This is a genomic window from Treponema putidum (assembly GCF_000755145.1).
In the GTDB taxonomy this organism is placed as follows: Bacteria; Spirochaetota; Spirochaetia; order Treponematales; family Treponemataceae; genus Treponema_B; species Treponema_B putidum.
The window spans coordinates 2,443,672-2,470,251 of sequence record NZ_CP009228.1 but is presented as its reverse complement, the minus strand read 5'-3'; the positions used below and the strand labels follow the sequence as shown (position 1 = coordinate 2,470,251).

30 protein-coding genes are annotated in these 26,580 nt (G+C 36.2%); 13 read left to right on the top strand and 17 right to left on the bottom strand.

Translation table 11 applies throughout. From position 1 onward, the window contains the following. Positions 1-13 precede the first annotated feature (13 nt). Entirely contained in the window at positions 14-598 is a 585-nt protein-coding gene (lepB, locus tag JO40_RS11395) for a signal peptidase I (RefSeq protein ID WP_245608873.1), read from the top strand. Then, on the top strand, positions 598-1,773 hold the full coding sequence (hemW, locus tag JO40_RS11390; protein WP_044979436.1) for a radical SAM family heme chaperone HemW: 1,176 nt from the start codon (positions 598-600) through the stop codon (positions 1,771-1,773). The genes lepB and hemW overlap by 1 nt, the downstream gene beginning before the upstream one ends. Positions 1,774-1,776: 3 nt before the next feature. On the opposite strand, the gene JO40_RS11385 is transcribed toward hemW, so the two are convergent. From JO40_RS11385 to JO40_RS11330, 12 genes are all read right to left on the bottom strand, one after another. Beyond that, positions 1,777-2,961 carry an HD-GYP domain-containing protein gene (locus tag JO40_RS11385; RefSeq protein ID WP_044979435.1) on the bottom strand — a complete coding sequence of 395 codons (1,185 nt, stop codon included), beginning with the start codon at positions 2,959-2,961 and terminating at the stop codon, positions 1,777-1,779. 19 nt (positions 2,962-2,980) lie between these two features. Continuing rightward, complete coding sequence (gene tsaB, locus JO40_RS11380; protein ID WP_044979434.1) at positions 2,981-3,646, bottom strand: tRNA (adenosine(37)-N6)-threonylcarbamoyltransferase complex dimerization subunit type 1 TsaB; 666 nt, start codon at positions 3,644-3,646, stop codon at positions 2,981-2,983. Further along, complete coding sequence (gene tsaE / locus JO40_RS11375; RefSeq protein WP_044979433.1) at positions 3,643-4,074, bottom strand: tRNA (adenosine(37)-N6)-threonylcarbamoyltransferase complex ATPase subunit type 1 TsaE; 432 nt, start codon at positions 4,072-4,074, stop codon at positions 3,643-3,645. The genes tsaB and tsaE overlap by 4 nt, the downstream gene beginning before the upstream one ends. A 1-nt stretch (position 4,075) precedes the next feature. Then, on the bottom strand, positions 4,076-4,336 hold the full coding sequence (locus JO40_RS11370; RefSeq protein WP_044979432.1) for a hypothetical protein: 261 nt from the start codon (positions 4,334-4,336) through the stop codon (positions 4,076-4,078). A gap of 14 nt (positions 4,337-4,350) precedes the next feature. Beyond that, positions 4,351-4,944, bottom strand: coding sequence for a hypothetical protein (locus JO40_RS11365; RefSeq protein ID WP_044979431.1), 594 nt, complete (start codon positions 4,942-4,944; stop codon positions 4,351-4,353). A gap of 3 nt (positions 4,945-4,947) precedes the next feature. Then, the gene (fliD, locus tag JO40_RS11360; RefSeq protein ID WP_044979430.1) at positions 4,948-6,909 is read right to left on the bottom strand and encodes a flagellar filament capping protein FliD; all 1,962 of its coding nucleotides are present in this window, start codon (positions 6,907-6,909) and stop codon (positions 4,948-4,950) included. A 45-nt stretch (positions 6,910-6,954) separates the two neighbouring features. Continuing rightward, a complete protein-coding gene (locus tag JO40_RS11355; protein ID WP_044979429.1) occupies positions 6,955-7,323 on the bottom strand; it encodes a flagellar protein FlaG in 369 nt (122 codons plus the stop codon). Between the two features lie 200 nt (positions 7,324-7,523). Further along, entirely contained in the window at positions 7,524-8,381 is an 858-nt protein-coding gene (locus JO40_RS11350) for a flagellin N-terminal helical domain-containing protein (protein ID WP_044979428.1), read from the bottom strand. 307 nt (positions 8,382-8,688) lie between these two features. Further along, positions 8,689-9,549, bottom strand: coding sequence for a flagellin N-terminal helical domain-containing protein (locus JO40_RS11345; RefSeq protein WP_044979427.1), 861 nt, complete (start codon positions 9,547-9,549; stop codon positions 8,689-8,691). A gap of 138 nt (positions 9,550-9,687) precedes the next feature. Then, complete coding sequence (locus JO40_RS11340; RefSeq protein ID WP_044979426.1) at positions 9,688-10,230, bottom strand: hypothetical protein; 543 nt, start codon at positions 10,228-10,230, stop codon at positions 9,688-9,690. 70 nt (positions 10,231-10,300) lie between these two features. Continuing rightward, positions 10,301-11,302, bottom strand: a complete 1,002-nt coding sequence (locus tag JO40_RS11335; RefSeq protein ID WP_044979425.1) for a DHH family phosphoesterase — start codon at positions 11,300-11,302, stop codon at positions 10,301-10,303. Positions 11,303-11,363: 61 nt separating this feature from the next. Then, complete coding sequence (locus JO40_RS11330; protein ID WP_044979424.1) at positions 11,364-11,783, bottom strand: hypothetical protein; 420 nt, start codon at positions 11,781-11,783, stop codon at positions 11,364-11,366. Positions 11,784-11,908: 125 nt separating this feature from the next. Here JO40_RS11330 and JO40_RS11325 point away from each other — a divergent pair, with 125 nt between their 5' ends. The 7 genes from JO40_RS11325 to JO40_RS11295 all read left to right on the top strand — a co-directional run bounded on the left by JO40_RS11325 (position 11,909) and on the right by JO40_RS11295 (position 17,699). Next, positions 11,909-13,045 carry a hypothetical protein gene (locus tag JO40_RS11325; RefSeq protein WP_044979423.1) on the top strand — a complete coding sequence of 379 codons (1,137 nt, stop codon included), beginning with the start codon at positions 11,909-11,911 and terminating at the stop codon, positions 13,043-13,045. 100 nt (positions 13,046-13,145) lie between these two features. After that, positions 13,146-14,903 (top strand): aminopeptidase P family protein, encoded by a 1,758-nt coding sequence (locus tag JO40_RS11320; protein WP_044979422.1) that lies wholly within the window; start codon positions 13,146-13,148, stop codon positions 14,901-14,903. Positions 14,904-15,012: 109 nt separating this feature from the next. Next, on the top strand, positions 15,013-15,237 hold the full coding sequence (locus JO40_RS11315; RefSeq protein ID WP_002668962.1) for a hypothetical protein: 225 nt from the start codon (positions 15,013-15,015) through the stop codon (positions 15,235-15,237). Between the two features lie 167 nt (positions 15,238-15,404). Further along, positions 15,405-15,914 carry a hypothetical protein gene (locus JO40_RS11310; protein WP_002668963.1) on the top strand — a complete coding sequence of 170 codons (510 nt, stop codon included), beginning with the start codon at positions 15,405-15,407 and terminating at the stop codon, positions 15,912-15,914. A 32-nt stretch (positions 15,915-15,946) separates the two neighbouring features. Further along, positions 15,947-16,552, top strand: coding sequence for a hypothetical protein (locus tag JO40_RS11305; protein WP_002668964.1), 606 nt, complete (start codon positions 15,947-15,949; stop codon positions 16,550-16,552). Next, a complete protein-coding gene (locus JO40_RS11300) occupies positions 16,549-16,863 on the top strand; it encodes a winged helix-turn-helix domain-containing protein (protein ID WP_002668966.1) in 315 nt (104 codons plus the stop codon). Before JO40_RS11305 ends, JO40_RS11300 begins: the two co-directional genes overlap by 4 nt. A 92-nt stretch (positions 16,864-16,955) precedes the next feature. Continuing rightward, the gene (locus JO40_RS11295) at positions 16,956-17,699 is read left to right on the top strand and encodes a YebC/PmpR family DNA-binding transcriptional regulator (protein ID WP_044979421.1); all 744 of its coding nucleotides are present in this window, start codon (positions 16,956-16,958) and stop codon (positions 17,697-17,699) included. A 110-nt stretch (positions 17,700-17,809) separates the two neighbouring features. Here JO40_RS11295 and gap read toward each other — a convergent pair whose 3' ends face one another. The 4 genes from gap to JO40_RS14855 form a co-directional block, all read right to left on the bottom strand. After that, positions 17,810-18,859 carry a type I glyceraldehyde-3-phosphate dehydrogenase gene (gene gap, locus JO40_RS11290; protein WP_044979420.1) on the bottom strand — a complete coding sequence of 350 codons (1,050 nt, stop codon included), beginning with the start codon at positions 18,857-18,859 and terminating at the stop codon, positions 17,810-17,812. A 121-nt stretch (positions 18,860-18,980) separates the two neighbouring features. Beyond that, positions 18,981-19,832, bottom strand: coding sequence for a hypothetical protein (locus JO40_RS11285; RefSeq protein ID WP_044979419.1), 852 nt, complete (start codon positions 19,830-19,832; stop codon positions 18,981-18,983). Continuing rightward, complete coding sequence (locus JO40_RS14860) at positions 19,832-20,347, bottom strand: hypothetical protein (protein ID WP_245608872.1); 516 nt, start codon at positions 20,345-20,347, stop codon at positions 19,832-19,834. The genes JO40_RS11285 and JO40_RS14860 overlap by 1 nt, the downstream gene beginning before the upstream one ends. Before the next feature lie 26 nt (positions 20,348-20,373). Next, positions 20,374-20,958 carry a hypothetical protein gene (locus JO40_RS14855; protein ID WP_245608871.1) on the bottom strand — a complete coding sequence of 195 codons (585 nt, stop codon included), beginning with the start codon at positions 20,956-20,958 and terminating at the stop codon, positions 20,374-20,376. A 163-nt stretch (positions 20,959-21,121) separates the two neighbouring features. On the opposite strand from JO40_RS14855, the gene JO40_RS11275 reads away from it, so the two are divergent. The 4 genes from JO40_RS11275 to JO40_RS11260 are packed head-to-tail and all read left to right on the top strand — an operon-like array spanning position 21,122 to position 25,832. Continuing rightward, positions 21,122-23,524 carry a chemotaxis protein CheA gene (locus JO40_RS11275; RefSeq protein WP_044979418.1) on the top strand — a complete coding sequence of 801 codons (2,403 nt, stop codon included), beginning with the start codon at positions 21,122-21,124 and terminating at the stop codon, positions 23,522-23,524. A gap of 17 nt (positions 23,525-23,541) precedes the next feature. Then, positions 23,542-24,882: a CheR family methyltransferase gene (locus JO40_RS11270; RefSeq protein WP_044979417.1), complete on the top strand. Its 1,341-nt coding sequence runs from the start codon at positions 23,542-23,544 to the stop codon at positions 24,880-24,882. 23 nt (positions 24,883-24,905) lie between these two features. Continuing rightward, a complete protein-coding gene (locus tag JO40_RS11265) occupies positions 24,906-25,370 on the top strand; it encodes a chemotaxis protein CheX (RefSeq protein WP_044979416.1) in 465 nt (154 codons plus the stop codon). A gap of 21 nt (positions 25,371-25,391) precedes the next feature. Next, positions 25,392-25,832, top strand: coding sequence for a response regulator (locus tag JO40_RS11260; protein ID WP_044979415.1), 441 nt, complete (start codon positions 25,392-25,394; stop codon positions 25,830-25,832). Between the two features lie 32 nt (positions 25,833-25,864). On the opposite strand, the gene JO40_RS11255 is transcribed toward JO40_RS11260, so the two are convergent. Further along, a complete protein-coding gene (locus JO40_RS11255; protein WP_044979414.1) occupies positions 25,865-26,485 on the bottom strand; it encodes a helix-turn-helix domain-containing protein in 621 nt (206 codons plus the stop codon). Positions 26,486-26,580 lie beyond the last annotated feature (95 nt).

Here is a 26,580-nt window from a genome sequence, read left to right as displayed (position 1 = left end):
TTTTACATCTTATTTGTTAAAAACTTATAGGCTAAAAACAGACGCAATGTATCCTGCAATTTCATCAGGTGATATGATTTTAGGAACGCCTATTTACAATCCTTCTTTTTCTGCAAAAAGAGGAGATTTGGTTCTTATAAAAGACTCTGCTTCGGAAAAGTCTCCCTTTTTTAAAAGATCGGTAAACGCAGTTGTGGGATTTTTTACATTCCAGCTGTTTCAACCTTTTGATCTGCAAAACTCTGATTTTTACTCCATTAGAAGGATTATAGGTTTACCCGGAGATACCGTATACATGGAAAATTTTGTTTTACACATAAAGACAAAGGATTCCGAGCATTTTTTAACTGAATTTGAGTTAGCCCAAAAAAATTATGATATTGAGATTAAGGACCTTCCTCGTCACTGGGATTCTTCTCTGCCTTTTTCGGGCTCATATCCTAAAACACTTTTAAAAGAAGATGAATATTTTGTATTATGTGATAATAGAATATTCACTGATGATTCTCGTCTTTGGGGCGCTATATCAGCCGATAAAAAAATAAGCGGTAAGATTATTTTAAAATATTGGCCGCTAAAAGAATTTAAGTCCTATTGATGCGAAAAGCCGGTCTTTATATCCATGTTCCTTTTTGTCTCCAAAAATGCAGTTATTGCGATTTTTTCTCAGTTCGGACAGCTCAATTTAAAGATATTTTATCAGGCTGTTTAAGTCCGTTTGTTTTAAGATTGGCCGAAGACATAAAAATTCAAGCCGATAAACACTGCATAGCCGAATGGGACACTGTTTACATAGGCGGAGGTACCCCATCGCTTTTATCCCCTGACGATATTTATTACCTTTCATCACAAATACTTAATGGTCAAAAAAATCCCCCTAAAGAATTTACTGTCGAAATTAATCCGGAAGACTTAACTAAAGAATTTTTATCTGCCGCAGTTCAAGGCGGAATTAACAGATTTTCGGTAGGGATTCAATCTTTATCGGATGAGGTTTTAATGGCCTGTAAGAGGAGGGGAGATAGAAAAATGAGTCTTTCGGCCATTGAGCTTTTACGCAGTCAAAAAGGTTTAATCCTTTCCTGTGATCTAATCGCGGGCCTAAATAAACAGACTTTAGGTATTTTAAAGGATGATATTCAAACTTTATTAAATTTTAAGCCAGAGCATTTTTCTCTATATGCCCTATGTTCAAACACAAAATTATCAGCAGAAAAAGATGATGAAATAGCCGAGTTATGGAGTTATGGTAAGGACATCTTGGAGAAAAATAGCTACAATAAGTATGAGGTGTCTAATTTTTCATACAAAAATTCATACAAAAGCATACATAATGAGAAATATTGGAAGCTTAAAGATTATATAGGAGTCGGTCCAGGAGCATTCGGTTCTCTTTTTTTTGAAAAAAAAGCTCTTCATACAGTGCCTGCACATGCATATGCGTTACGATTTTCCGTCATTAAAAACATAAACAAATGGATGGCCCTAAAAAATAGGGAGGATGTTTATGATTATGAAACTATAAGCGAAAAAGAATTTATTGAAGAATCATTTATGATGGGATTAAGGCTGACTGAGGGTATGGATAGAGTTTTTTTTAAATCAAGATTCGGAAAAGATATTACATCATTTGCAAAAAAAACAATTCAAAAATGGATGGATAAGGGCGATGCTGTTTTAACGGAAAAAAGTTTTTTTTTAACTGAAAAAGGCTTTCTTTATCTAAATTTATTTTTGCAGGAACTATTTCAAGAAATTGATACGTTATTTTAAAATTTATTTCGCTTGATTTTGGTCATTATTTTGATCCCATATATAACAAAATTCTTTATCTATGGTTTTGAATACTTCAATTATAGTAGGGTCAAAATAGGCACCGGCTCCATTTATAATATGTTCAACAGTAGCGTCATGCGGCATTTCTTCTTTATACGACCTTTTCATTCGAAGAGCATCATATACATCAGCTATGGCTACTATACGTGCTGATAGAGGTATCATCTCGCCTGCAAGTTTGTAAGGATAGCCTTGACCATCCCAGCGTTCATGATGGCTTAATGTAATTTCCTTTGCCATAGGAATAGGATAGTTTGCAAGAATTAGAGTCCCGTTAATGGTATGTTCTCGCATAATTGACCATTCCACATCGTTAAGAGAACCTTTTTTTTGCAAAATATAATCGGGCGTTCCGATTTTTCCTATGTCATGGATAGAGGCAAGAGATGAAATATTATCTATAAAATCTGCGTCTATTTGAGGGAACAAATTCTCCTTAAACAGAGCTTCAGCCAGAGCTTTTGAGTAATAATTAAGTCTTTCATTATGAAAACCCGTATCATTATCCTTTAGCTTTGAGGCATTTAATAGACTTTCCATCATACCCTTATACTGACTTAAATAAGAATTGCTTATGTCTTCAAACATAACCCAATAACCGTTGAGTTCATTGTTGTCAAATAATGGAAATATATTTGTTTTTGTATACATTGTTTTTCGGTAGCGTGTTTTGTGTTTTAAAACTCCTGACCATGAATAGCCTCTTTTAGGACTTCTTAATTTTGCTAAAAGGTCATCGAGGGTAAATTTTTCAAGAGTACTGCCGAATATATTAAAAAACGGTTTTTGCTCGATATTATGATAACCGTCGAAAAGATGTTTTACTGCATCACTTATGTATAGTATAAAAAAATTTTTATCTAACAGCATAGAACAGACTGTCGGCGTTGCAAGTAAGTCAACTGCTGTTTTTAAAGTTTCAGTTTTTATTTCTTTATTGTTAAGGTCTATAGGATGAAGCAAGCCGTCCGGATCGCTGTCTTTTTGATAAATATCATCACATAGCTCCTCTAAATTATCTTCTACCTCATCAAGCATTTCCAAATCATCAAGGGTAAGCACGTCTTTTTCATTAAGACCGATTTCAGGCTTATTACGATTTTTTTTCTTTTTACTTTTTTTCATAGGTTTAATTCCTTTTATTTCAACAGCTTAAATATTCTGCATCGCTCTTTCTTATGTATATAGGGCCTTCGTGATCTTCAACTTTTAAACAATTTTGGTCTGCTATAAAACAATCAAACAATAGTTTAGAAGAGTTCTCAACGGCTGCTTCTATAAATGTAAAATTATCAGGGTTAATAGATAAAGATATATCTTTTTTAAATTTTGCGGTTCCAAAACCGCAAATAATAGTTTTTTTATTTTTGTCAATTAACTTAAGTGCCTCTTCCGCCCTTATATCAAGGGCTTTCGAGATGGCCTTTTTGTTTTCAAATGCTTGAGCATAAAAACAGTCTCTTTTTGCATCAATGATGGATAAAAATTGGGCTGTATCGCCGTATTTATAGCATAGAGCTTCCAAAATAGGAACACAAAAAAACTGAGCATTGGTTTTTAGCTGAATCGCTTTTGCAGTGGAGTAGGCGAGTCTTAGACCTGTAAAGCCTCCCGGTCCTTGAGGGCATATTAAGACATCGGTTTCTTTTACGTCAAATCCTGCCTGTTTTACGGCAGCTTCTATTGCAGGAATAAGGATAGCAGAATGTCTGGCTTTAGCCGGTGTAAAAACAGAGGTAAATGTACCGGCATTTCCTTGCGCCGTTATTGCAATAGAGGAAAAACTTGTATCAATGCAAAGTATGTTCATAAAGCCTCACAAAACTCTTTGTTATTGATGATAATTTTTCTGGAATTATCTTCATTTACTGCTATTTTAATATGAATAGTATTTGCAGGTAAAGCCTGCTTTACTTTTTCACCCCATTCTATAACACAAACTCCTTCACCATATAACATTTCTTCGGCACCTAAGTCTAAAAAATCTTCAACTCCTTCAAGCCTATATACATCCATATGATATAGATGCAGACGGCCTGAGTATTCGGATATTAGGGTAAAAGTAGGGCTTGTAATATCTTCTTCAATATCCAAGCCTTGTGCTATCCCCTTTGTTAAATAAGTTTTGCCGGCCGCTAAAGAACCGTCAAGAGTTATTACATCTCCTTGTTTTAATTTTTTTCCTATTTTTTTTCCTAAACTGATAGTATCTTCTTCGGTCTTTACTATAAATTCCATATTACGGTAATTTCCTTGTTTCAATTAAACGGCGTACACAAGCTTTTAATTCCATTATTATCTGTAAGATAGGATAGTCTATCTTATCTATCATTCGTACTTGTATTTCCGTTTCACCGGTAGGTTTATGTTCTACAAAAAATTCAACTTTACCTGTTTGTTCTTTGCCCAATATTGCATATATTGCCGTTCCGACATATTTTTGGCGGTAATATATGTGAGTATCTTCTTTTTCGATATTTTTTATTTCAGAAACAATCATTTTTTATTCTCCGGTTATGCTTTTATTGATAATAATCCATTTCCCAACTTTTTTACAAGCGGTGCCAATTCATATTCTGCAATATCAGAAATTTCTACCGTATCGGTATCTTCAATTGCATGAATAATAGAATCCAAATGAGAAGCAATCTCTTTTTGATATTCGCCTAAGGTCATATCTCCAAAAAGAAAATCCTCATTGATATCGGTTATATCAAACAATTTTGCCGTACTGTAAAGTTTTGTCAAATTAAGCGAAAACTCTTCGATTATTTTAATGACTTCAACATCATTACCCGTTTGAAGTTTTATGGGGATATTTTCAATTTCATCGGAATTTTTTATAAATATCTGCCCAAGTTCTTTTAAAAGTTCTTTTATTTCATTTCCGCTTGTTGTAAAAAGTTCAATACGTATATCCTCTTGAATAGTTTTTTTAAAAAGCTCATCAAGCTCATTCAAGGTCAATTCTTTGCCGTTTGCACATACTTGCGTTATTGTGTTTTGTTTTTGCCTGCACGCTTCTTCTATATTTCCAAGAACATCGCCTATTGTGATTTCATTTTCCGGTTTTAATTCAATTTCTTGTCCGTTTAATTTGATATTCATTTATTAGTCCTTATTACTTTTTTTAAGAGAATCCGTAAAATTCTGCATTGTTTGAGATTGTTTTTGTAAACTTTTTAATGTTCCATCCATTATGCCGTATTTCTTTTTAAGGGCTGCTTCTTTTTCGGCCAGTTTTTTATCATAGTTTTCTATTCTTTTTTGTGAAGCATCCATTTTTAATTTTAAAGCATCGGTTTTTACTCCTAAAATACCGCCTCGTTGAGTATATGGGTTAATATATTCGTACATCGCATGGGCTAAGCCTGAATCGATTAAAATATCTCCGTCAGAATCAAAACCGAAAAAAAGCCTTACCTCTTCCATATTATTTTTTAAGGCCTCATCAAGTTTTTTTTCGTCGATTTCCAAATAACCTCTCAGGCGTGACATGTCTATGCCGCCCGAAGAATCCGATTTTGTAGAAATTCCCAGTTGAGCTAACATAAATATTGTTGAATCTTCGGATGCCTTATACGGAGTGTTTATTGTTTGCCTTAAATTGGATTTAAAACTCATCAATGTTGTGTCTCCATACATTATTCCCAACTTTTTTTGTGCATCTTCCACTTCAGCTTCGGAAAGATAGGTCAGTTCTTCGATGATTTCGGGCTTATTTTGTGTTAAAATATTTATTTGAGCAAAAACGCGGTTATATTTTGCTACAAGCTCAATAATGGCATTTTTGACGGCATCTACATCCGGTTTTATGGTAAGTTTCTCCTGTTTTTCTGAAGCTTCATGGGCATGAAGCGTTACACCGGGGATTAAATCGTCGATATCGTTTTTATCTCTTTTAATTTGAATGCCTTCAAAGTTGATTATCGCATCTTGTGCCGTCGAAACAGGGTTTACCGGTACATAGTCTCCGGCCGCCTTAGGATCAAATATTTTAATATTTTCGATAAAAACGGCTTTTTCGGTATTATTATTGTTTATTGCAAGGGCTTTTACATCCCCGTATTCAGCCAAAGGAATCGTGATTGTCTGTGTTTCGGCATTTTCCGAAAGAGGGGGCAGGGGAATAAGCACTCCTCGTGTTGATTCTAAGGCTAAAACATTCATATCAATCTTCGGTTCCGGCTTATTTTTAGGTTCCGTTTCCATTTTTTCAAGACCGGCGTTTGAAGGTTCATTTTGCACCACAATTCCCCTGTATGATATTGAGCCTATTTGTTCATAAATTTTTTCGCTCACCTCTTCTTTCTGTATAGAAGTTTTTTCCGGTTCCTTAACTGAAACGGTAAGTTCCATGACATATTGTCCCTTGGCTCTTACAGCTTCGGAAAAATCTATTTTTTGAGAGGATTCGGGTTTTGCCTCAATTGAAGAAACTGAAGTCTTTATGGCTGATGTGTCGTTTTTTTTGATAAGTCCCATCTCAAGGGCGAGTCCAAGGGCATCATCGGCAAATTCCAGCCTGTTTTTTTCACCTGTTATATTCGATGAAAATAAAATGGATTTTGTATCCGGCGTTATTTTTATTTCACTTATGTTTAAAATTTCTTTTGCTCTGGAGTTTACAAGGTCTATAAAACCTTTATATTTGCCTCCCTTCCAGTTTATTGAAATACTTTTTTCGCCTACTTTAAATGTGTATTTGCCATTTTTTATTTCAAAATCTTTATTTATTTCTTTGGTTAAAAATTTATCGGCTTCTGCAGTTTGAACAACATTAAGTTTTACATTTTGATCTTTTGCGCCTCGAGAGGCTGTCGCCGTAAATGATCTTTCATTAGAGGATTCGGCTATTTTTTCTACAAAGGGATTATTAAAAGAATATAGGTCCCTTGCCGCATTTCTTACTTCAAGGGAAAATTTATTAACCTGACGCCATGAATCATCCTGCAATTTTAGGCGCTCAAGGTTTTCGGCTTCCCTGTCGCGAGGAACTCTTTCCTTTTTCATTAAAGCTTCAACCAGCTTTTCGTATGTACTGTTGACTCCCGGTATACTTAAATCGGACATCTAAACCCCTATTTTTTTAATTCATAAAAACGGGAAAATCTCCAATTATATGGTTTCGTCAAATAAAAGGCCGACTGTTTCGCGTATCCTTGCTTGCAATCTCTGTATTTCTTCTGATGGAATTTCCCTTATTACTTTGTCGGTATTTGTATCTATTACCTTAACAACAATACGGTTTGTATCTTTGTTTACTTTAAACTGCAACTTTCTGCCGCACATATCGCATAGCTTTTGGATCTGTGCAGCCGCTTTTGAGATTTCATTAGGGTCAGCAAGCACTTTTTGATTTTCAGCTTGTTCAGCAGCTTCTTTTTCCACTATTACATCGGATGCAGCTCTCATTGAGCTGTTAACCATGGTGTCTCTTGTTTGTAATGCTGCTTGGTGCCCTATGCCGTGTATTTCTATACTCATAAAAACCTCCTTGGCTTAAAATAGACATCGTCCATGACATCTAAATATAGTTATAACGTTTAAGCATCAACTCTTAGCAGTAAAAGAAAGGAAGAAGAAGGGCGCATCTTCTTTCTTCCTAAAAATTCTAAAGGCTTTCAATTTTAAGAGATGACATCCGGTTATCTCTTTTATCATCGGCCTTTACAAGATCTGCTTTGTTATTGAAGAAGCCTAACAACAGCCTGAGGCTGTGTATTTGCCTGTGCCAACATAGCAGTTCCTGACTGGATCAAGATTTGGTTCTTTGTATAGTCTACAATTTCTTTAGCCATATCTGCATCCCGGATTCTTGATTCGGCAGCCTGCATATTTTCGGCAGCAATTGCTATACCGTTATATGCCATTTCAAACCTGTTTTGATATGCACCAAGGTCTGCACGCTGCTTGTTAATCTGCTTAAGAGCATTATCAAGGGTTCCCAATGCCATGTTTGCACCGTCTACTGAAGACATTGAAATCATCCTGTCTTCTCCGCCTTGTTGAGCTCCAATAATACCGAGTGCTGTGGCTGTCATTGTACCTATGTAAATACTCTCTCTTTGATCCATATTTGCACCGACATGGAGTTGCATGGGACCAGATACTGAATCTTGCGAAAAGCGTCCGGTAAGGATATTCATTCCGTTAAATTGAGCATGACTTGCGATTCGATCTACTTCATCAACTAGCTGTGATACTTCAACTTGAATCTGCATCCTGTCTTCTGCGGAGTAAATGCCGTTAGAGGCTTGTATAGCCAACTCTCTTAATCTCTGAACTATATCTGTAGTTTCACCCAAATAACCTTCCGTTGCTTGAATAAAAGAAACACCGTTTTGAATATTTTGTCCGGCTTGGTTTAAACCTCTGATCTGACTTCGCATCTTTTCGGATACTGCCAAACCTGAAGCATCATCACCTGCACGGTTGATTCTTTCCGCACTGGAAAGTTTTTCGATGTTTTTTGCGAGATGAAGTTCGTTGACTCCTCCCTGTCTCTGTGCAAACATTGCACTCATATTGTGATTAATTATCATATGACCCTCCCTGAAGTCCTATATTTCAGCATCCTTTGCTGAAAAATACACCTGTATTTTATAATTTTGCATAAAATTTTGCGCCTTTTATACAAATTATAAACACAGTATTATTAACAATTTTTTCAAACTGTTAATAATACTGCGATACAGGGCTTCATAAGGGTCGCCCATGACGGTTATTCTCAAATGGCCGTCTAAGGGCTTTTTTCAAAGATCATTTAAGCGTTTAGGGGAAATACCCCCGCAACGCTTAATACATTATACTCTTATAATTAAAAAAATACAAGAGTATTTTATAAATTTGTTACCTTAAAAGAGACATTACAAGCTGGCTGTTGTTATTAGCCTGAGCAAGCATTGCAATACCGGTATTTGCCAAGATCTGATTCTTGGTATATTCTACCATTTGTTTTGCCATATCTGCATCACGGATTCTTGACTCAGATGCTTGGAGATTTTCGGCGGCTATATCGATACCGACAACCGTCAGCTCCATTCTGTTCTGGTATGCGCCAAGGTCAGCTCTTTGCTTGTTGATCTTTTTAAGACCTTCATCGATTGTTCCAATGCTGGCGTTTGCAGCATCAGCTGTTTCGATTGTCATGATTTTTTCGTCACCGACATTTCGGATACCGAGAGCTGCTGCCGACATTGTTCCAACATATACGCGCATTCTCTGATCCATGTTGGCACCGATGTGGAACCACATAGAACCGGTAACGACATTTTCACCTGTTTCGCGTGCAAAGCGGCCTGTAAGCATGTTCATACCGTTGAATTGGGCTGAACTTGCAATTCGGTCTACTTCGGCAACAAGCTGAGAAACTTCAACCTGAATCTGCATTCTGTCTTCAGCAGAATAAATACCGTTTGAAGACTGAACAGCTAGCTCTCTGATTCTCTGCATGATATCAGTTGTTTCCTGTAAGAAAGCTTCGGCTACTTGGATAAAGTTAATGCCGTTTGAAGCATTTGCAGAAGCTTGGTTTAAACCTCTGATTTGGCTTCTCATCTTCTCGGAAACTGCAAGACCGGAAGCGTCATCGCCTGCACGGTTAATGCGCAAACCTGATGAAAGTTTTTCGATGTCTTTACCGATGCGTACATTGGTAACACCCTGCGTTCTCTGTGCGAACATCGCACTCATGTTGTGATTGATAATCATAGATATTCCTCCATGGAATAATGTGTTTACAAAGCATCCTTGCTTTGCTTTGAGGATAGAAAATCCTCATTATCTATTATCGGCGGGGTATTTCTAAAACTTTAAGCTTTTTTTTAAAAAAAATTAAAAAAAGCAGTTTTATTCTTCATCATCTATATCTGCAGGGTCTTTTAATATATTTGAATCAAAAAGGCGGGAAAGTTCTCTTTCGGAATACCGTTTAGATATTGAAAAATTCTCTCTTACTATTTCGATTGTTTCTTTATCAAGAATTAGCTTCTTTTCATCCCTAAGATAAATTGCAAAATCTTCAAAAACGGATAGAGGAAGCCACGGAAAGGCTATTTCAAATATGTTAAACCACTGACAATAGGGCAGTGTTGTGTCCCTATTTATAAGGATCCCTTGATCTTTTAGTTTATCTCTTTCTTCCGGTTTAAGAGTAAACATTTTTTGGTTAAGGAGCTCGCAATATTCTTGTGTAGAAAAAAGAGCTCCTACCTTTCGTATTAAATCCATTTTATATACTGAAGGTATATCGGCTAAGATGGATGCCGTAACGATATTCATTCCTTCACTTACTATTTCAAAAGGCTTTTTGTTTTCTGCAGAGGCTAGTTCCATTGTGTGCTTTATATCACCTTTTTCTAAAAGCGGGTATAAAATTTCTTCATTATTCAAAACTTTTCTCCTATGATTTATTATCGGGATATTCTATCACATTGTCTTAAAAAAAGACAATGCAGCAGTTTTACATTTGACTTTTAAAAGCTTCAACAAATTTGGGAATTAATTCATCGAATTTTCCTTCAATATATAGGCCGGATGCTTGTTTATGTCCCCCGCCGCCAAATGACGAGGCTACCTTACTTACATCAACTTTATCCAATGACCTAAAACCTACCGAACAGTGGCTTGGAGATTCTTGGCGTACGATACATATAGCTTCAACTCCTTCAATTGTTTGAATCAGTTGATATAATATATCAGAATCCCTGCCTTCAAGTCCGAATTCCAGTAAGTCGTCATAAGTTTCATACGAAATAACAAGTTTTCCGTTGTAATAGGTCTTCATTCTGCTTAGAATTCTGGATATAAGAAGGCGGGATTCAAATTTTTTTCCTCCATTCATTTGCATAAAGGTTTGTTTAGGATTGGCTCCGGCTTCAATCAGACGGGAAGCATGGGCAAAAACTTCTGCACTTCTTTCATCCAGATGCCTAAAAAAGCCCGTATCCGTACAAAGGCCGAAAAATAGAGCATCAGCTTCTTTTTTTGTAAGTTTTTCTCCTATTTCTTCAATTATTGACTGAATCAGATAGGTGGTAGAAGGGGCTTCCGGCATTATAAGAAACGCATCGGACTTTTCAGTATTGGTAGCGTGATGGTCAATTATAATGTAATTAAAACCGCTAATCAGTTCGGCAATTTCACCTACACGGTCAAAACTTGAACAATCAAGGATTATTAGCCCTGTTGTTTTAGGGTTTATCTTATCGGATATTTCCAACTTGTCCGTAAAAAGATGTTCATAATCCTTTATTTCGGTACGCTTAAAAGGCCCTGCAGACATTAAAATACAATGTTTATCTTTTCTTTTTAAAAATAAAGACATTGCAAGACAGCTTCCAATACAGTCTCCATCCGGTTCTTTATGACCTGCGATAATAAAATTGTCATAGTTATTTAAAAATTCAAGCAAACCTTTCGGAATTAAAGGTTTGCCGATTCTTGAGTTGTTTTTCTGATGCATGTATTCCTCTTAAAATTCCTCTAAAGACAAATTATTCCTTAGAGGAGGGTATTTTTTAAATTTAAAATTTTAATTCAAGAGTTTCTATGCCTTCGAATTTACTGTCATATTCATTGGGAGCTTTTAATGTACCCCAGACAGGGTTACCTAAATCTCTTGGAGCGGCTATTTTTATGTGATCAAATTTACCGTCTTTTATATAAAAAGATAAGTATGGATTGACTCTGGTATTTACCAATTCCATTCTTGCCCTTCCGTCCTTAGGTTCAAGCCAAGATTTTGGAATAAAAACTTCCGCATGTTTTAGGCCGGCTCTGCGGTAAATAACATAAAAACCGTCTGAATGTGTAAATATTCTTAAAATTTGTACATTCACATAGTAAACATCCGCTTCATCAACCTTTTGTGAAAAAGCCGGAACAATCATAAAAAGGGAAAAAATTAAAACAAGAAAGACTAAGCTCAGTATCGATTTCTTCATATGTTCCTCCAGTTACCCCATTATACACATAAGTTATGAATTTTGCAAGCGTAAACCTGTAAAAATCTTACAATATTGACAAAGGCTTACAAAAAATGCTATTTTGTCTCATCTAGGAATAAAAAATGGATAAAATTGTATTACTTGAAGTTAATAGTTCAAAACTTTTAAATGAATTTGCTCTTTTACCTTTTGATCTTTATAAGGATGATAGTTCATGGGTACCGCCAATTATAAGTGAGTATAAAAAGTACGTGTCCGGAGCCGACAATTCTTTATGCGATGTAGGCCCTCACGTAAAACTGATTGCTCAAATTGAAGGCAAAACCGTCGGGCGTATTTTGTACGGTATTGATGAAAAATTGAATGAGTATAAAAAAATGAAAGTCGGTTACATATCTCAATTTGAGTGCATTGAAGACTATTCCGTTGCCGAAAAAATGCTTAATGCAGCAAAGGAATGGTTTTTTGAAAAAGGGATGAATAGAATTAAGGGGCCCATTTCTCTTCCGGGAGGGGAAGATAACCGCGGGTTTATAACCGATAATTTTAAAAACCGTACATACATAATGAATACTTATAATAAAAAATATTATAACGATTTTTTTATAAAGTTCGGTTTTGAAAAATATTGGGATTGCTATGCCTATCATGCCCGTTTTAATGATGTAGATGCAAGCCGCTATGTCCGTTTGGCTCCCTTAGTAGAAAAAAGATACGGCTTTCATGTAGATAATATCGATTTAAAAAAGAACGTTGAGCGGGATGCCGGTGATATTCATTCAATCCTCCTTAATTCCGAGCCTGAAGAGTGGGAGGATTTTATGCCTATGACCCGCAAAGAAATAGATATGGTTGTAAAACAGCTTATTTCATTTGCAGATGAAGAATTAATTTTTATAGCAAGGAGTACTGAAGGTAAACCCATCGGCTTTAATATTACCCTTCCGGATTATAATGATGTATTAAAGCACCTTAAAGGAAAACTTTTTCCATTAGGCATCTTTAAATTCCTTTATTATAAACGTAAGATGAAGCGTCTTAGAACCTTTGTTCTCTTTGTTGATCCTCAATATCACAATAAAGGTGTTTCGGCAGCTATTTATTCCCGTCTTTACCAAGCGGCTATAAAAAAAGGTTATCTGGAAGGCGAAGGTTCCACTATTTGGGAGTACAATATTCCTATGATTACCGATATTGAAAAAACCGGAGCTGTGAGGGATATAGTTTATAGAATTTACCAATATCATTTAAATCGATAAAATGTTGCTGATATTGTTTGCCATTTCTAACCGTAAGTGGTTTACATAAAGTGTAAATAGTATTATACTCAATATAGAATAAATTTTTAGGATGGTTTATATGACTGTAAATGATAGAATTGCCGCTTTAAGGCAAAAGATGAAAGAGCATTCTTTAAGTGCTTATTTAATTCCGTCTTCTGACCCCCATCAGAGCGAGTATTTACCTGAAAACTATAAAACACGGGAGTTTATCTCAGGTTTTACAGGGTCGGCAGGAACCGTCCTTGTTACAAAGGATAAGGCTATTTTATGGACTGACGGCCGGTATTTTCTACAGGCTGAAAAACAGCTTAAAGGTTCGGTTGTTGAACTTTATAAAATGCTTGAACCCGGTGTTCCTACCATAAACGAGTTTTTAAAATCCAACTTAAAATCGGGTGAAAAACTCGGAATGGATGGTAAGGTTGTTTCAGTGTTCAATTTTGATTCCATGAAAAAGGAGCTTGAAGGTATAGAATTTGTTACTAATCTCGACCTAATAGGCGAAATATGGGAAAACCGTCCTCAGGCAGTTTTAAGCAAGGCTTTTATACTTGATGAAAAATATACCGGAAAATCGGCAAAAGAAAAGATTCAAGAAGTCCGCTCAATGCTTGCCGAAAAAAAGGCAGATTCTACGGTTATCGGTGCCCTGGAGGACGTCTGTTACCTTTTTAATGTCCGAGGAAGAGATATAAGATGCAATCCCGTAGTTACTGCGTATGCGCTGGTAGATAAAGCAAGAGCCGTTATTTTTATTTCGGAGAAGCAATTAACTGATGATGTTAAGTCCTACTTTGCTTCGCAAGGTATTACGGTGATGGGATATGAAGACATATTTGCAGAAGCCGCAAAACTTACAGGGAAAGTTTACATAGATCCTGCAAGAACAAATGTTTATCTATACAACCAAATAAAAGCTAAAACCGAAAAGGGCTTAAACTTAACCTCAACTCTTAAAGCAATAAAAAATGAAGTTGAACTTAAAAACTTCGATTATGCTATGGAAAAAGACGGCGCTGCCATGGTAAAAATCCTAAAATGGGTAGAAGAAAATGCCGGAAAGGGTATTACCGAATGGGATGTAAGCGAACAGCTCTTAAAATTCCGTGCCGAAGGCAAGGATTTTTTGGAAGAAAGTTTTGAAACTATTTCAGGTTACGGACCGAACGGAGCTATTATTCACTATGCTCCTTCCCCTGAAAATTCTGCCAAACTTGAAGCTAAAAGTTTCTTGCTTTTGGACAGCGGCGGTCAGTATCTAAACGGTACAACCGATATTACTCGAACCATTAAACTTGGAGAACTTACAGAACAGGAAAAAACGGATTATACCCTTGTTTTAAAAGCTCATATTTCTCTTGCCAGGGCCAAGTTTAAGGCCGGAACTACAGGCCATGCCATAGATACTATCCCCAGAGAGCATCTATGGGCTTATGGAAGGGACTACAAACATGGTACGGGTCACGGGGTAGGTTATGTTCTTTCAGTTCATGAGGGACCTCAATCTATTTCAAGCCGTTTTTTGGATGTTCCTATGAAGCTTGGTATGGTAACATCCAATGAGCCCGGCCTTTATGTTGCCGGAAGCCATGGAATCCGAATTGAAAGTCTAGTTGTTACCACCGAATTTAAAACGACCGAAGACGGAGAATTCTATCAATTTAAAACAATAACTCTTTGTCCAATTGATACAAGACCTATTGTACAAGGAATTCTTTCGGATGAGGATATTAAATGGCTTAATGAGTATCATAAAGAGGTTTGTGAAAGGCTTATGCCTTATTTGGATGAAGATCATAAAATTTTCTTAAAAGAAAGAACAAAGGCAATTTAAGCTATAAAAAATGCTTTAAAATTGAAAAAAATCATTTTTTTACTCGACAAAGTATGAAAAATGATATAGAATGTTATATACTGATATAAACAAAGTAAGGAGTATTATTATGAAGACATTAAACTGTGATATTTGTAGAAAAGAGCTGGTGAATCCTGTTACGGGAATGACTTACTGGCATATCCGCGAATATGACGTCTGCGAAGCTTGTAAAGATGCTATCGAATTTAAATTAAAACCCATTATCCGAAAGCATTTTCCTTATTCTCAAGATTGGTATGAACATGAGTTCATAGCACTTATTGAAAAAGGTGTTGCTGCAAGACGCCCATAAGAGATTATGGTTTGAAAAAGACCCGATATGTAATCGGGTCTTTTTTTTTGATTAAACCTTTAATAAAAATAATCACAACAGGGTAGAATTATAAATTTATAAAATAAAGTACTTTACAAAATAAAGTAGGTATGCTATTATCATATAGGAATCTAAGGAGGTTCATAATGAAAAAAATATTCTTTCTATCTATCTGTTTGTTTTTAAGTGTTCTTACCTTTATTCATGCGGAGCAGGAAAACCGTGATGTTACCGGCCTTGCATTAGAGTATGGGCTTATCGGCAGGCAAAGTGATTTTGGTATATCGCTAGCCATTACTTCTCCTTGGCTTTTTCATAATGCCTTTGCATTACACTTAAATGCTGATTGTTTTTTTCCTAATTCACAGCGAAGAACTCCATATTATGTGCTTGATTTTTCTGTTCTTGGCGGGTCATTGATGCAAACAGCAAACATCCGAGTTTACGGAGGAGGAGGTCCCATATTAATTTTTCCGGTTCAAAAAAATAAGCCCAAGGTGCTTGTAACGGGACAAGGATTTTTCGGTTTTGAGTTTTTTATGGGAAAAAGCCCGGCTGGTTTGAGCTTTTTTATAGAAATGGGCGGCGGAGGCTTCGGTTTTACTGCAAAGACCGGTTTACGTTATACGTTTCCGATGCTGTATCGTGAAAAATAGCATTAACTTTTTAGTATTGTAAGGGAACTTTTATGAATGATAAAGAGATAAAAGAAAGGTTGGCTCTAATAAGTGCATTAACTGAAGATGTTCAAGAAGGGCTTGAAGATATGATAGTGCCTTTTTTACTGTACGGAATTACGATTCCTGTAGGCACTTTTATATCCTATTTTTTGGCGAAGTCAGGTTTTAGTTTGTTTATCCCTCTGCTTTGGCTTTTTATAATGACGGCATGTCAATTGTTTTTAGCTCTTTTTATGAAGCGTAAGCAAAAAATAAAGATTAAAAGGGCTACCGACAGGATTCTTGCTGCCTTGTGGGGAAGTATCGGTGCCGGCCTTATTTTAGGCATGATACTGGGTATTTTAGGAAAACTTGATTTTAATACAAACTTTTTTAATATCGGCCTTTGTCTTGCCATAGGTCATGCCGCAACCGCAGCTATGGTACAAAAAAAACTGCGCCTTTTTTTATGTATTGAAGCTTTGTGCTGGGCAGGATGTGGAGTTGTCTGCCTTTTTGCCGCACAATATACGGCTCCTCTTATAATCGGAGTGGCAACCTTCATATTGCTCGGATTACCTGCCGCTGTTGCTATAGTTATAGGTAAACGGAAAAAAACGGTAAAAGCGAAATGAGTATACCCGATAATACGGAAACTTCTTTTGATCATCGTCTTATTGATGAACAGCTATCGTCTCGTCTTAGGCTTGCGGTAATGTCCGTCTTAATCGGCTGTGAAAAAATAGAATTTACCCTGCTAAGGGAAAAGGTAAATGCAACCGACGGCAATTTAACCGCACACTGTAAAAAGCTGGAAAATGCAGGATATTTGAAGGTTGAAAAACTTTTTGTAAACCGCAAGCCCCTTACCCTTTATTCTGTGACGGATGAGGGGCGTAAGGCCGTAAAAAATTATATAAAACAGCTTACATCCCTTATAGAATAGGTAGTGTTTTTTTTCATGGCTCCATTGACATATTTTGTCTTTTTGTGTAATATTAAAATCTATTTTTTTTAGAAAGAGAGTAAGGAGTTTTCATGTCAGGACATAGTAAATGGGCGACAATTAAACATGCCAAGGGCGCAGCTGATGCTAAAAGAGGTCAGCTGTTTACTAAATTTATCAAAGAAATTTCAATTGCTGCAAAGATGGGAGGCGGAGATCCGGCCACTAACCCAAGACTTAGAACAGCTGTTTTAAAAGCTCGTGCTGCAAACATGCCTAAAGACAACATAGAAAGAGCAATTAAGAAGGGTACAGGAGAGCTTGGAGCTGTAAACTATGAGGAGCTTTTGTATGAAGGCTACGGCCCCGGCGGAGTTGCCGTTTTGGTTGAAGTTTTAACGGACAACAAAAACAGAACAGCAGCCAGTGTTCGAAATATTTTTACAAAGAGCGGCGGCAACCTTGGAGCAACAGGTTCCGTAGCTTATATGTTTAACCGAAAAGGTGTTATAGAGTATGATGCAGAGGCGGTAAGTGAAGAAGCAATTATGGAAGCCGCTCTTGAGGCGGGAGCCGAAGACATTGCAACTGAAGACGGTGTTATTACCGTAACAACCGATCCTAACGAGTTTGCTTCGGTTTTGGAAGCATTACAGGAAAAAGGTTTTGAATCGGTCTCTGCTTCCGTTTCAATGGTTCCGGATACCTATGTAGCTTTGGATGCCGACACAACTCAAAAAGCCTTAAAAATGATCGATAGGTTGGAAGAAGACGATGATGTTCAGACCGTTTCCTCAAATATAGAAATCCCTGAAGGTTTTGAAATGCCGGAATAATGTTTGAAAATATTTTGGACAGCCTCTTGTCTAAAAGAAAAGCCCTTGCATCTTAAGCTCTAGTTTAAGCAAAAACTGCAAGGGCTTTTTTATTTTACTTAAATCGAATTTTACTTTGTTATAAATTTAAGTAAATCTATTACTCTGTTGGAATAACCCCACTCATTATCATACCATGAAACAAGTTTAAAAAATCTCTTTTCACCCGGCAGGTTGTTTTGTAAAGTTGCCTTGCTGTCATAGATTGAAGAATGAGGATCGTGAATAATATCGGTAGAAACGACTTCTTCATCACAGTATGCCAAAACACCCTTTAGATAGCTTTCTGAGGCTTTCTTGATAGCCTTATCAATTTCCTCAATGGAAGTATCTTTTTCGGTGCGGATTGTTAAGTCCACAACGGAACCTGTAGGAGTAGGAACTCTAAAGGACATACCTGTCAGTTTTCCCTTTGTAGTCGGAAGAACTTCTCCTACAGCCTTTGCAGCCCCTGTCGTTGAGGGAATAATGTTTACTGCTGCTGCCCGTCCGCCTCTCCAGTCTTTGAGAGAAACACCGTCTACTGTTTTTTGAGTTGCCGTGTAGGCGTGAATAGTTGTCATAAGACCTGTTTCAATGCCGAAGCCTTCTTTTAAAAGAACATGAACTACGGGAGCTAAGCAGTTTGTCGTACAGCTTGCATTTGAAACTACATGATGCTCTGATGCCTTATACTCGTTTTCATTGACACCCATAACAAATGTTTTAATAGGTTTTGAAGGATCCTTGCTTTTTCCGGGAGCGGAGATAATAACCTTTTTTGCTCCGGCTTCAAGGTGTTCATAGGCTTTTTCGTTTGTATAAATGCCTGTGCTTTCGATTACTACCTCGATTCCGAGTTCCTTCCACGGTAATTGTGCAGGAGTTAATCCCTTTCCCGATATACACTTAATTTTATGACCGTTTACTACAAGGACATCATCTCCTTCAGTGCTTATTTTTGCATCCATTTTGCCTTGTACCGAGTCATATTTTAATTGATAAGCAAAATATTTTGCATCCGTTGAAAGATCGACAACTGCAACAACATCGAATTTGTCCTTTCCAAGCAAATTTTGATTTACCAAAGCTTGAAAAACAAGCCTTCCGATTCTTCCGAATCCGTTGATAGCTATTTTCATAAAAAACTCCTTATTTTTTATTTTTTCTATATTAACCCATATTAGGTTCTATGTCAACTTTGTTTAAAGTGATTTTTACAAGTTAAAGCTATACTCTCAAAGTTTTAGTTTTTAAGATATCCTATTGTATAATAAATCTTACACCTGCTTCCGCACTGAAAAAAAACTTTTTAATAGGGCTTCCTTTTTGCGTGAAAGAAAAAGAAAATACCGAAGCACCGAAATTTGAAAACCACTCAATATCACCTGATATGGCATGACTTATGCCCGTTTCCAATATAATATTAGCTATTTTTTCATTTAGTGAGCCTGTTTTTTGAAAATGATTTATTCTACAAATTATATTTACAGGAATTTTTATTCGGGAAGGTTTTGAGTATGATAATGTATAGAAACCTAAATCAGTTATTGAAATATGGGTTTCTTGCGCAGCCTCAACAATGCTTTTATTTTTTTGAGAGATTTTTATGGATGCAATTATGTTTGGAAATCTCCAACCTATGTCGAACAATCCGTCTTGCAAGTATACATTTTTGGTTGTCGCCGTGTTTACGGGAATCGAAAAATTCGTATCCAATGATGTAAAGAATCCTATAGGTAATTTAAAAGATAGGGAGGTTCCCAAACCCGGCTGAAAGATCGTGCTTACATTTTTATTGTCAAATCCTGCATTAAATACGCTCAAAGTTGGGCCTATCGATATATTTATCATATCGGTTGTATAGGCAATTCTTCCCCAAATTGAGTTGCCGATACCTAAATCTCTTTGAATAGATAGTGTTCCGTTTACATTTTTACCCAGATTTTCATTTAAAATCAACTTAAAACCGAAATCGGGCATTGTTCCCGCACTGCCGTAAGAATTAAAATGTGTATTCCCTGAGCTTATTGATGTTTCAATATCAAGGGAAAACACACTGCTTATGCATGTAAAAAAAATTACAATGCTTAACATATGTTTAAACAAATTCATTAGTACACCGCCTTTATTGATATTTGTCCTGAAATTATTTTTGCAGTTTCATTATAACTTAAAGGATTTATAGGAAAACGAAAATCCAATTCTAAATTTTTAATTTTTACAGTATAGAAAGGACTTATTAAAAGAGAAAAAGGGGTGATTAATGTGGGTTTTAATGGATTTAAAGAGCCCATAATAAACAGCCCGCCCTGCATATTATATGTTTCAATATTTCCAAAACTTATATTTGTGCTTATACCCGTAAAGAAGGAATCTTTTAATGATGGATGCTGAATACTTTGAGGCAGTAAAAAAATAGGAGAAACAAAACATGCTATAGCTGAGTTAAAAAAGTCTTTTTTTATTCTTGCTTCAAATGATGCATAAAAGTTTGAAGTAAAATCTTTTATATCCATTTTTTCAAGCTTTATCTCCGCTACGCCGGCTTCCGTAAAAAAATCATAATCATCATCTGCCTGAAAAAGAGCCGCAATTCCCGTTCTTAGTTTTGTTTTAGAAACATTCATCGGAAATGCAGCTCCTGCAAAAAAAATCAAAAAGCAAATAAACCGAATGCTCCACCCATTCTAAAATCCGAGTTTATTTTTAAATCATCTTTTAATTTTTCATTCCAAGATATGTATGCTCCCATATAAAACCCTGAAGAAAAAGTTCCGTAAACACCGGCACCCGTTCCTTTAACAAAATTCTGCGGACGGAAAGCAGATACAGGATAGTATTTTCTAAATTCGGGATCTGGCATCTTAATTTTAAGATGTTCCTGCAAAATGGAATCCGAACCCAATGTATCGTAAATGCCGGTAAAAATACCTAAAGAAATGGGCTTATTTTTTATTTGAGGAAAATTAATAGAAGCCCCTTTAAAGCGGAAATTTCCATTTAATTTAGGATCTTCAACCGAAGAAAAGAAGCTGAAAAGTTTATCGATATTTGCATCAATGTCCATATCAAAATAGAGTATGTGAGACGGTTCAATCCTCAGTTTACATGTCAATAAAGAATTGCCTGTTACATAAGGAGAATCATTAAGCCCATATAAAATATTCGTATTTTCAAAATAAGGAACCGAAAAATTTTGTGCAAAAATAAGATGCCCATTTATTAAAAATATGGTCAATAAAAATTTTATTTTTTATTTTTATACTCATACCCGTATATTTTACAATAAAAATTAAAAAAAATCTAGCTAAGTTAAAAAAAAAGCTCTTATAAATAAAATAAAGTAAAAAAAAAGCGATTTTCTTCTTGACTAATATTGTAAATAGTATAGAATGTATTATATGAGTGATTATCTTGACATAAATAACGAAGAACTCTTAAAAGACTTCTTCAGTGAAGCCGAACAGCAAGTTGAAGTACTGGAAAGTAATGTTTTGGTTATAGAGCAAAATCCTGAGGATAGAAATGCGATAGATGAGATATTCAGGGCTGCTCATACCTTAAAAGGCGGCTCTGCTACTGTGGAAATGACTGAATTGTCTCAGTTTACGCATGCTATGGAAGACCTGCTCGATGAGATTAGAAGCGGCGCTGTTAAGGTATCAGAGGAAACTGTTGACCTTCTATTAAAGTCTATAGATATAATAAAACTTATGCTTGACGCCAGGGCATCTGGTTCGGTTTATTCGGATGATGTATCCGGTATTGTAAACCAACTTCGTTCCTATATTCCTCAAAAAGCTGATAAAAAAGCGTCAAAGACTTCTGCGCCTAAAAAGCAGATGCCTGCATCGTCTCAGCCGGCTGTGTCTTTGAAACAGAATGACCCTGTTTCAAGTTTGAAGATTAGCGATTATTTTTCCGAGTATGAGATTCTTGAGCTGGCAGAAACCGTCAAAAAGGGAGAGGAGCTATACGCCGTTATAGTAAAATTTGATGAGTCTAATTTAATGAATTCCGTAGGAGGCATTCAAGTTTTTGCAGCTTTAAAGGATTATGGAAGTGTCCTAAAGACTGTTCCGGATTTTGATGCCTTATATGAAGATGAATTTCATGAAACGGTAATTTATTTTTTATCTTCGTCTTCAGACAAAAACATATTGGAAAAGGCGGCTTTTATAGGGGACGTTACTCTTTCTGTAAGTGCGGAAAAGCTTCAACTTAAGGAAGAAATGCAAGTAAAAGAACAGCCTCAGCCTGCACCGGTGCAGGCATCATCACCAAAAGCTTCCGAATCGAAAATACCTGAAGAACAAGCAGCAGAAGAACATAAAGAATCCGTTGCTAAATCTGCCGAAAAGCCCGAGAAAAAACAGCCTCAGGCAAGTTCGCAGGGAAGCGGCCACTCCTCAGGTTCTATTTTACGTGTAGATGCAACCAGAATAGATTATCTTTTGAATTTGGTCAGTGAAACCGTTATAACAAAGGCGTCTTTAAATCAAAGTACTATTGAATTTGCGGAGCTCTATGATAAGTTTCAAAATTCCAGTACTATTTATAAAGACAAAACAAGAAAATTATTGGATAAGATGCCTGAATATCTTGAAAAGATTCAGCAAGGTTATGATATAAATTCCATAAAACAAGATATTTTAAACGAATATTCAAGCCTTTTAGATGTGTTCGGCGATTTTGACTCTTTAATGAAGGCCTCTGTTACAAAGTTTAAATCCTCATCTCAAAACCTCGGCCGCATTTCAGGCGAGCTTCAAGAAGGGGTCATGAAGATACGAATGGTTCCGATAAGTCAGATTTTCAGCCGCTTTCCGCGTGTAGTTAGAGACTTATCAAGGGATCTGAATAAAAATGTTCAACTTGTAATTGAAGGTGAAGATACGGAACTTGATAAGTCGGTTGTTGAAGACTTACTCGATCCTATCATGCACTGTGTAAGAAATTCTCTAGATCATGGTATAGAATCTCCTGATGTTAGAAAAAACCTTGGTAAGCCGGAACAAGGTATCCTTCTGCTTAAAGCAAGCAATGAAGGCAATATGATAGTTATCGAGGTTTCCGATGATGGACACGGAATTGATGTCGAAGCCGTAAAGCAAAAAGCTGTTGAAAGAGGAATTTTACACCCGAATAAAAGTCTTACGGATGTTGAAGCTTTTCAGCTTGTCTTTGCACCCGGTTTTTCTACAAGTAAAACAATTTCCAGTGTATCCGGCCGAGGCGTAGGGCTTGATGTAGTTAAGACTCATATAGAAAAACTAAACGGAACGGTTATGGTAGAATCGGAACCTAATGTAGGAACCCGTTTTATTATAAAACTTCCGTTGACACTGGCTATTATACAGGGACTTTTGATCAGGGTAGGGGATGAAGTTTACTCAATTCCGATTACTTCCGTTATTGAAAGCCACAGGGTAAAGCCAGGTGAAATTAACCGAATAGATAATTATGAAGTTTTTAATGTCCGGGATGAGGTATACAGCCTTCTAAGGCTTAACCGCTTATTCGGTATTACATCGGCTGAAACCGATGATGACGGATATAATTATATAGTAGTTGTAGGAACCGAAGAAAAAAAAGTAGGCTTGATGGTGGACAGCTTGATCGGTGAAGAGTCGGTTGTAATAAAACCGCTAAAAGATCAATTTACTAATTCTCCGGGAATTGCCGGTGCCTCAATTTTGGGTGACGGCTCTGTTTCATTGATTATAGATGTTGCCCAATTGCTGGAGCTCGGGTTAAAGCAGGAAATGCAGGCCAGAGAGCGCCGTGAGGCTTCAATTTGGTAGGTTGAGGAGGATTTGTTATGGAAGAAACAAAAGAATTAAAATTAAAAACAAATACGGATATAAGCAGCGGCGAAGCCGATTCTCTTCATGAACAGGTTCTTGTTGTTGATTTTAAGATGGTAACCTTTTCGCTTGCCGGTAAGGATTATGCAATAGATATTATGCGTGTTAAGGAAATAGCAAAGGCCGGAAACTTTACTTATGTGCCCAATACTTCTCCGTTTGTGCTGGGTGTATATAATTTGCGCGGTGATATTATCCCTATAATTGATTTGCGTATTTTCTTTAATATTCCCGTACCTGCCCGTAAAAAAAATCAACCTGAAAGTATGGTAATTATAAATGTGCAGGATCAAACCTTCGGAGTGGTAGTAGATTTTATCGATAAGGTTGTCGGAGTATCCAGCAGTACTATTCAGCCGCCCCATCCTATTTTCGGTGATATAAATATTAAATATATTCACGGTGTAGTGGAAAACGGAGGCCATTTGTACATTCTTCTTGATGTAGACAAGATATTTGCTTCACGTCAAAAAGAGAAAGTTGAAGAAACCTTGCCTCCTGTTACAGCCGGTACGGTAAAAGAACCTGTAAAAGCACAGGTAAATCAATCGGCTGAAAATCTGGATATAAAATTTATCGGTGATACCTTGTCGGCTATGGGTAAATTTTATGTTTCTGCCATTAATGAAGCTTGGGTAAAAGAAAGATATTTGGAATGGAAGGATATGCGTACTTCAGGAAATTTGCAGATTCAATCCGAAAAAGATGCGGGAGATTTCTTATCTTCTTTCTTATCGCCTTTTACAAAGAGTTTTTGGAGCGAGGCCTATATAAATGCTTATTATAAAATGCTTCCCGAGAATACTTCTGCCGTAATCAATGCGTGGTGCATAGGATGCGGACCTGGATATGAGGCTTATAGCCTTGCCGTTCTATTGAGAATGCGTTATCCGCGTGCACATATAAAAATCTTTGCAAATGATTCTGATTTGTTGGCTATTTCCAATGCTCCAATGCTTCCGGTTCCTGAAGATATTGCGTCGGGAATCTATGAATCCTATATTACTAAGACCGCTTCGGGCAGTTTGACATTCTCAAAAGAAATAAAAGATATGATTCTTTTTGAGTATCATGACTGTTCTCATCAAAATTCCGTTCCCGATATAGACATAATTGTAGCAAGGGATGTACTTTCTTTTTTAAATCCCAATGTTCAAAGAACTCTTATAGAGGAGTTTAGGGAAAAATTAAAGAATTCGGGCCTTATAATCCTAGGTCATAATGAAGCAATGCCTAAACAGGATGGTTGGCTTAGAAACAGTGCCGGTGATATTGTTATTTTTACAAAAGAATAAATATAAAGGATAAGGAGAAATAAATGCGTGTAGAGTATATTAATCCGTTTAGCGAAGCTGCGTACAATATCCTTTCACAAGTTTTAAGTGAAGATGTGAAACGCGGAGATTTGTACCTAAAATCGACATGTATGCCGGTTATGGGAGTGGCTGCAATCGTCGGTCTTGCCGGCGATGTAGAGGGGCGTGTTATATTTGACATGACTTTAGATACGGCTTTGAAGATTGCTTCGGCTATGAATAATGAAGAGTTGGCCGAATTTGATGAACTTGCCAGGGCAACAATCACGGAATTAGCTAATCTTATTACGGCGCAGGCTGTTACAAAGCTTCATGATTTGGGATTTAAGTTTGACTTAACTCCGCCGGCTCTTTTTACGGGTGAAAATATGAAGATATCCAATAACGATATCGAAGCTTTAATTGTGCCGATGACTGCTCCTCAGGGTAAAGTAGAAATCAACGTCGCAATTCGTGACCGAGTATAAGAAAATTAAAGGAGTTTTATTATGATATCGAAACAAGATTTTCCGAATATTAACGAGAGGGCACCTGAAGGGAAAAAACCGGATGGAACACCTTACAAAATTTTGGTTGTTGATGATTCTATATTTGTTACAAAGCAAATAGGACAAATATTGACTAGTGAGGGCTATGAAGTTGCTGCTACGGCTGTTGACGGATTTGAGGGCGTTGAAAAATATAAAGAGTTATGTCCCAATGTTGACCTGGTAACAATGGATATTACAATGCCTAAAATGGATGGTCTGACCGCTTTAGAGCAGATTATGGCCTTTGATAAAAATGCCAAAGTAGTTATGATAAGTGCTCTAGGAAAGGAAGAGCTTGTAAAAAAAGCCCTCCTGCTTGGAGCAAAGAACTATATCGTAAAGCCGCTTGACCGTAAAAAGGTTTTAGAGCGTGTTGCCGGTGTTTTAGGCATTTCCTAACCTTATTTAAAGAGAGGCTTGACTATGATTATTTAAGCCTCTTTTTTTATTTTTATCAGTCTATAACGCTTATTTGTTTTGAGAATAGTGTATGTGTTATTAAAACTTTTTTTTAATGATTTTTTTAAGTTATAGACATGATTATAAATGCTGTTTTTCTTTAAAGGATTTTTTTCTCCCCAGAATATGATGTTTATATCTTCGTCGCTTAGGCCGCCTGCCTTGTTGATTATTAAATGTTTGAGTAATATTCCTGATTTTTTAGGTAAGCTATAAATATAGTCTTTATTAAGATTAGCTCTTTTTTTACATTTTGAAAGAACAACTTGAAGAGTTTTTTCGTTTCCTCTGATAATTTCGGACGTATTAGAAGAACTTGATATGTGGATTTTTGTTATATTGTGGTAATTTTCATGAAGATAACTGCAAATTGTAATATCTTTGTGTATTTTTTTTATTAATTGAGAGACATTTAAACCATAATGATCCAATTCTTTTTTGGCTACTATAATTGCATCCAATTCACTGTTTAAATAATTACATATAAATTTACTGCCGTTTTCTGCAGCAATAGTTATAATACCATGATTTTCCAGCTTTTCACATAAAAAAGCCAGAGTTTCTATTTTTCTATCAAAAATCAATACTTTCATAATGTTTTCATTATCGGAAAAACTCTCCTATCCTTTAAAAATTTTTCAATTCCTAATGACAAACAAGCAAATAAATTGTATAATCCTTTATATGT

What these genes read in the sequence shown, in the direction of transcription:
- JO40_RS11365 (WP_044979431.1), bottom strand. Translation starts at nt 4,944, where the DNA reads ATGAATATCAAATTAAACGGACAAGAAATTGAATTAAAACCGGAAAAT.
- JO40_RS11350 (WP_044979428.1), bottom strand. Translation starts at nt 8,381, where the DNA reads ATGATAATTAATCACAATATGAGTGCAATGTTTGCACAGAGACAGGGA.
- JO40_RS11300 (WP_002668966.1), top strand. Translation starts at nt 16,549, where the DNA reads ATGAGTATACCCGATAATACGGAAACTTCTTTTGATCATCGTCTTATT.
- JO40_RS11285 (WP_044979419.1), bottom strand. Translation starts at nt 19,832, where the DNA reads ATGAATTTGTTTAAACATATGTTAAGCATTGTAATTTTTTTTACATGC.
- fliD (WP_044979430.1), bottom strand. Translation starts at nt 6,909, where the DNA reads ATGTCCGATTTAAGTATACCGGGAGTCAACAGTACATACGAAAAGCTG.
- JO40_RS11260 (WP_044979415.1), top strand. Translation starts at nt 25,392, where the DNA reads ATGATATCGAAACAAGATTTTCCGAATATTAACGAGAGGGCACCTGAA.
- JO40_RS11270 (WP_044979417.1), top strand. Translation starts at nt 23,542, where the DNA reads ATGGAAGAAACAAAAGAATTAAAATTAAAAACAAATACGGATATAAGC.
- JO40_RS11345 (WP_044979427.1), bottom strand. Translation starts at nt 9,549, where the DNA reads ATGATTATCAATCACAACATGAGTGCGATGTTCGCACAGAGAACGCAG.
- JO40_RS11315 (WP_002668962.1), top strand. Translation starts at nt 15,013, where the DNA reads ATGAAGACATTAAACTGTGATATTTGTAGAAAAGAGCTGGTGAATCCT.
- tsaB (WP_044979434.1), bottom strand. Translation starts at nt 3,646, where the DNA reads ATGAACATACTTTGCATTGATACAAGTTTTTCCTCTATTGCAATAACG.
- JO40_RS11255 (WP_044979414.1), bottom strand. Translation starts at nt 26,485, where the DNA reads ATGAAAGTATTGATTTTTGATAGAAAAATAGAAACTCTGGCTTTTTTA.
- JO40_RS11305 (WP_002668964.1), top strand. Translation starts at nt 15,947, where the DNA reads ATGAATGATAAAGAGATAAAAGAAAGGTTGGCTCTAATAAGTGCATTA.
- JO40_RS11310 (WP_002668963.1), top strand. Translation starts at nt 15,405, where the DNA reads ATGAAAAAAATATTCTTTCTATCTATCTGTTTGTTTTTAAGTGTTCTT.
- JO40_RS11320 (WP_044979422.1), top strand. Translation starts at nt 13,146, where the DNA reads ATGACTGTAAATGATAGAATTGCCGCTTTAAGGCAAAAGATGAAAGAG.
- gap (WP_044979420.1), bottom strand. Translation starts at nt 18,859, where the DNA reads ATGAAAATAGCTATCAACGGATTCGGAAGAATCGGAAGGCTTGTTTTT.
- JO40_RS11295 (WP_044979421.1), top strand. Translation starts at nt 16,956, where the DNA reads ATGTCAGGACATAGTAAATGGGCGACAATTAAACATGCCAAGGGCGCA.
- JO40_RS11355 (WP_044979429.1), bottom strand. Translation starts at nt 7,323, where the DNA reads ATGAGTATAGAAATACACGGCATAGGGCACCAAGCAGCATTACAAACA.
- JO40_RS11370 (WP_044979432.1), bottom strand. Translation starts at nt 4,336, where the DNA reads ATGATTGTTTCTGAAATAAAAAATATCGAAAAAGAAGATACTCACATA.
- JO40_RS11275 (WP_044979418.1), top strand. Translation starts at nt 21,122, where the DNA reads ATGAGTGATTATCTTGACATAAATAACGAAGAACTCTTAAAAGACTTC.
- tsaE (WP_044979433.1), bottom strand. Translation starts at nt 4,074, where the DNA reads ATGGAATTTATAGTAAAGACCGAAGAAGATACTATCAGTTTAGGAAAA.
- JO40_RS11385 (WP_044979435.1), bottom strand. Translation starts at nt 2,961, where the DNA reads ATGAAAAAAAGTAAAAAGAAAAAAAATCGTAATAAGCCTGAAATCGGT.
- JO40_RS11335 (WP_044979425.1), bottom strand. Translation starts at nt 11,302, where the DNA reads ATGCATCAGAAAAACAACTCAAGAATCGGCAAACCTTTAATTCCGAAA.
- JO40_RS14860 (WP_245608872.1), bottom strand. Translation starts at nt 20,347, where the DNA reads ATGAATGTTTCTAAAACAAAACTAAGAACGGGAATTGCGGCTCTTTTT.
- JO40_RS11265 (WP_044979416.1), top strand. Translation starts at nt 24,906, where the DNA reads ATGCGTGTAGAGTATATTAATCCGTTTAGCGAAGCTGCGTACAATATC.
- hemW (WP_044979436.1), top strand. Translation starts at nt 598, where the DNA reads ATGCGAAAAGCCGGTCTTTATATCCATGTTCCTTTTTGTCTCCAAAAA.
- JO40_RS11330 (WP_044979424.1), bottom strand. Translation starts at nt 11,783, where the DNA reads ATGAAGAAATCGATACTGAGCTTAGTCTTTCTTGTTTTAATTTTTTCC.
- JO40_RS11325 (WP_044979423.1), top strand. Translation starts at nt 11,909, where the DNA reads ATGGATAAAATTGTATTACTTGAAGTTAATAGTTCAAAACTTTTAAAT.